Origin of the sequence: Undibacterium sp. TJN25 (assembly GCF_049339885.1) — a bacterium.
In the GTDB taxonomy this organism is placed as follows: domain Bacteria; phylum Pseudomonadota; class Gammaproteobacteria; order Burkholderiales; family Burkholderiaceae_D; genus Undibacterium.
Genome location: NZ_JBMPPM010000057.1, coordinates 1 through 255 on the forward strand (window position 1 = coordinate 1; position 255 = coordinate 255).

The following is a 255-nucleotide window of genomic DNA, read 5'->3' on the forward strand; positions in this document are numbered from 1 at the left end:
TTATGCGGTGATGGAAAAGCTGCCCAAGGCCACCGAACTGGGCATCGCCGGCTGCGTGGTGCCGTTTGATGCGGGCTGGTCGGATGTCGGAGCCTGGGATGCGGTATGGCAGGTGTCCGCCAAGGATTCGGATGGCAATGCGCTGCAGGGCGATGTAATGATGGAAGATTCGCGCAACTGCCTGGTGGTGTCGGATAGCCGCCTAGTGGCCTGCCTGGGGCTGGAAGATGTGATCGTGGTGGAAACCCCGGATGC

Annotated in this window: 1 pseudogene; it reads left to right on the forward strand. The window is 61.6% G+C overall.

What is annotated here, in order from left to right:
* Positions 1-255, forward strand: a pseudogene (locus tag ACO0LO_RS29115) (mannose-1-phosphate guanylyltransferase/mannose-6-phosphate isomerase); the annotation flags it as partial.